3 protein-coding genes are annotated in these 3266 nt (G+C 54.1%); all 3 read left to right on the top strand.

The genetic code is table 11. From position 1 onward, the window contains the following. Window positions 1–1166 (top strand): tyrosine-type recombinase/integrase (locus ACT3UA_RS18790; protein WP_444617855.1); only part of this gene is annotated, 1166 nt, incomplete at its 5' end. After that, window positions 1163–2122: a tyrosine-type recombinase/integrase gene (locus ACT3UA_RS18785; RefSeq protein WP_096287892.1), complete on the top strand. Its 960-nt coding sequence runs from the start codon at window positions 1163–1165 to the stop codon at window positions 2120–2122. The genes ACT3UA_RS18790 and ACT3UA_RS18785, both read left to right, overlap by 4 nt. Further along, complete coding sequence (locus ACT3UA_RS18780; protein ID WP_096287890.1) at window positions 2119–3159, top strand: tyrosine-type recombinase/integrase; 1041 nt, start codon at window positions 2119–2121, stop codon at window positions 3157–3159. Before ACT3UA_RS18785 ends, ACT3UA_RS18780 begins: the two co-directional genes overlap by 4 nt. Window positions 3160–3266 lie beyond the last annotated feature (107 nt).

The following is a 3266-nucleotide window of genomic DNA, read 5'->3' as shown; positions in this document are numbered from 1 at the left end:
CGCTCAGAGCTGCTGGCTACATGGAATCGACGATTGGCCAATACCAGAAGTCGATTAAGCAACTCGGCCTGCTGGCGGCCCACCAGGATGGGATCTATACCTGCGAGCTGGGTACGCGATTCGTCTCGATGACTACCAGTCCAAGGACGGGAAAATTCAGCCAGCAACGTAGCAACGACTATCGACGGCTGATTCATTTATGTGATGCATATCTGCTGACGGGATGCGTGGACTTGGCCGTGCGCCAACGTCCCTCAACGATGCCGTCGCCGAAGACCCCGGAGTTTTGCCAACTGCTCAGTTTATGGGGTCAAGACATGAAGCAGCGCGAACTCGCTCAGGTCACGCTTTATTCATTCGGTTCCATGGCGACACAATACCTGGCCTATTTGGAGGCTCAAGGAATCTTCACGTGGGACAAAGCCGATGGAGCCAGCGTTCTGGGGTTTCTCGAATCCCTACGCGGACAGTGGGCGGAAACTACGATGTGGTCCGTCGTGGCTAATTTTCGCCCGTTTTTGAAGTTTATGCAGCGCACTGATTTGCTCGATGCTTTAGCACTGGCCAGGGCGCGCAGGCATCATCAGATCCACGAAATACTCTCTCCTGCCTCTGAACGTATCGTGGTCGAGTTCTGCCGCGATAACCCGGCAGTTTCGGCTCGTGATGCGGCCATCGTGTTGCTGTGTTTAGTCTCTGGGCTGCGTGCTTGTGACATCATCAGCCTCAAACTTGAAGAGGTTGATTGGCGCGGCTCGACACTGGGAATCGTCCAGCAAAAAACGGGGAACCCTCTCACGCTTTCGCTGCCTTCCCTAGTGCTGAAGAAACTGGCGGACTACGTACTGCACGAGCGGCCAGAAACGACGGCCGCTCAAGTCTTTATTAGGTGGAAAGCTCCCCACCAGGCATTCGGTGGCCATTCGTCAATCTATCGAGTGATCAGCACGGTGTTCCGCACCGCAGGGGTGGACGATATGAAGGTTGGCTCGCGGATGCTTCGATATAACGCAGCATCCAATCTGCTTCGAGCCAGCACTCCCTTGCCAACGATTTCTGCCGTATTGGGTCATGCCAGCGCTGATTCCACCAACGTGTATCTGAGCACAGACGTGGAGCAGCTTCTAGCTTGTGTCCTGCCGTTGCCAGTAAGCCAGAAACAATGAAAACGCCAACTTTCACCAGCGTCTTCGCTCGCGACTTGGAACGATTCATCGAATTCAAGCGGAACATGGGCTGCTACGGGGCATCACGGATCCACTATCTGCGCAGCTTCGACGAGTACTGCACCAAACATCAAGCCCGCGTCCTTAACCAAGAAACCGTCGTCGGGTGGGTCGAGGAAAAACGTGCCGCGCAACCTGGATCGCCACCTTCATGGATGTCGTATATTCGCGACTTCGGCCGGTGGATGCGCACCCATTCACATCCTGAAGCTTATGTGCTTTCCGAGCAGTGGCGCGCAGGTTTCCACCGGCCGCAACCCTACTTACTCAGCCAGTCAGAGATCACCGACTTCTTTGCTGCGGCTGAACATCTAGCATCGAAAACACCATGGCAATGGCAAGCCACGGCGTTCTTCGGACTCATGCATTCTTGCGGGCTACGCACTTGCGAGGTGCAGCGCTTGGCCGTGGAAGACGTTGACCTAGAGAGGAAACTATTAAATATCCTCTGGTCCAAAGGCAATCGGAGCCGTCGAATCCCATTCGACGATCAGATCCGGGAAGTCTTGTTTCGCAGCGATCAAGCAACGAAATCCAACCTCGGCCCGCGGCGCCAAGCGTTCTTTACTACCTCGACTGGTGCTCCTCTCGGCAACACTGCAGTAGGGGTGATGTTCAATAGGATTTGGGACCAAGCTGGCCTGCCCCGCACCGAAGGTGGGCCCAGAGCGCGCCCCTATTCATTCCGGCATCACTTTGCTTACGCGAACATTGAACGGTGGATGGCTCAAGGCCAAGACGTCAACGCGATGCTTCCATATTTATCCCGATATATGGGGCATGCCTCGTTGGACAGCACCTTTTACTACGTGCATACCTCTCCGGACTTTTTGAAGAGCTACGCACAGTTGAGTCAGCCTTATCAAAGCCTGTTTCCGGAGGTGGGATTCGAATGAAAAAACCAGCAACACCCACGTCATCCAGTTTCTGGAGCTACGCACGGAGCTATCTTCACGACTACCTGCCCAAAGTCCGTGGTGCGTCACCACGGACTATTGAGGCCTACCGGATCAGCCTGGAAAACTATGTGCACTATCTAACTTCAGTTCAAGACATCCCTCGGGAAGTGATCAGTTTTGATCATTTCAGCAGGGATCTGTTGAAGGGATGGGTGAAGTGGATGCAAGAAACTAAGAACTACCAGCCGCGGACTGTTGGCTTGCGGCTGACCTCCATTAAGGCCTTCTTGCATTACGTTTCGGCCGAAGACATTGTCCTGATGGCTGTCGATGAGTCTGCACGGACCGTGAAAACACCTGCGGCTGCAAGAAAGCCCATTGATTACTTGGACACCGAGCAAACCACTCACCTTCTGGCAGCGTACAGTGGCGAAACGTTGAAATCTCGGCGCAATCAAATGCTGCTGATCTTGCTCTATGACACAGCAGCACGCGTCAGCGAGCTGACTGCGTTGACCCTCGCCGATATTTCTTTTGCAGAGCCGGTCTGCGTGAGGCTGACCGGCAAAAGGAGCAAAAGCAGGATCGTGCCGTTGAGCAGCAAGACGGTAGAACATCTGGAGGTTTATCTTGCGCAGTTCCATCCCGAACCTGAGCGTAGGCACGGGAACCGACCATTGTTTTATAGCTACCGTAGCGGCCAAGAAACAGCTCTTTCAGCAGACTCCGTGAGCTTGATCCTGAAGAACGCCGGCGATAAAGCACGTCTCACGTGCCCGAGTATGCCGGAGCATCTGCATTGCCATATGCTGCGTAAAACGAAGGCGATGGACCTCTATAAGCAGGGGGTCGCGTTGCCGTTGATAATGCAGCTTCTGGGGCATGAGAACATGAGCACGACATCATCGTTTTATGCGTTCGCGACGCTGGAGATGATGCGTGCTGCGATGGCCGCGGGAAACCCAGCGATTGAAGAGGTCCAGCAAACTACTTTGAGCAGGGAGGAACTCGACCAACTCTACAGCCTGCGTTAGGAAGAATAGTTAAGCCGAGGAATACTGGTTCAACCAGCTATTGACCAGCGCGGTCCTGGTTTTCTCGGCTTAACGAAAACCTCGGCATAATCCGAATGATGGAGAAT

Source organism: Glutamicibacter sp. 363 (assembly GCF_052379505.1).
Classification (GTDB): domain Bacteria; phylum Actinomycetota; class Actinomycetes; order Actinomycetales; family Micrococcaceae; genus Glutamicibacter.
This window is presented reverse-complemented; position numbering and strand designations above follow the sequence as displayed.

Bases quoted from the DNA above. Each gene is read 5' to 3' on its own strand.
- ACT3UA_RS18785 (WP_096287892.1), top strand. From the start codon at position 1,163: ATGAAAACGCCAACTTTCACCAGCGTCTTCGCTCGCGACTTGGAACGA.
- ACT3UA_RS18780 (WP_096287890.1), top strand. From the start codon at position 2,119: ATGAAAAAACCAGCAACACCCACGTCATCCAGTTTCTGGAGCTACGCA.